The organism is Acinetobacter sp. WCHAc060033 (assembly GCF_004209125.1).
Lineage (GTDB): Bacteria > Pseudomonadota > Gammaproteobacteria > Pseudomonadales > Moraxellaceae > Acinetobacter > Acinetobacter wuhouensis.
Genome location: NZ_SGSW01000183.1, coordinates 1 through 539, shown reverse-complemented (window position 1 = coordinate 539; position 539 = coordinate 1). Strand labels below are relative to the sequence as shown.

The 539-nt window shown below is 32.3% G+C and carries 1 pseudogene; it reads left to right on the top strand.

The annotated features are described in order from the left end of the window. Positions 1-57: 57 nt before the first annotated feature. Positions 58-539, top strand: a pseudogene (locus EXE10_RS21200) (IS4-like element ISAba33 family transposase); the annotation flags it as partial.

The window sequence follows — 539 nt, the reverse complement described above, 5'->3', positions numbered from 1 at the left end:
AAAAAAGATAACTCATTGAAATAATGGCATAATACTTGTTTTCTGACGACGAATATGATGACACATTTCAATGAGTTACATCTCATCTTAAACAAATATCTAAAGTGGAACAAGTCACATGCAAAATGTTTTACACTGATTATGCTTGCATTAATTGTAAAACAGACATGTAATCTTTCTTCTGCATCTAAAGCCTTACCCATCAAGTGCTTACCACAATCATTTTATCGACGTATACAACGCTTCTTTGCAGATCAGTATTTCGATTATCGTCAAATTTCTCAGTTAATTTTCAATATATTTTCATTCGATAAAGTCCAATTAACTTTGGATAGAACTAATTGGAAATGGGGAAAACGAGATATTAATATCTTGATGTTAGCCATCGTCTATCGTGGAATAGCGATACCTATTGTTTGGACATTGCTCAATAAACGTGGAAATTCAGATACAAAAGAGCGTATTGCTTTGATTCAACGCTTTATCTCCATTTTTGGTAAAGATCGTATTGTGAATGTGTTTGCAGACAGAGAATTTAT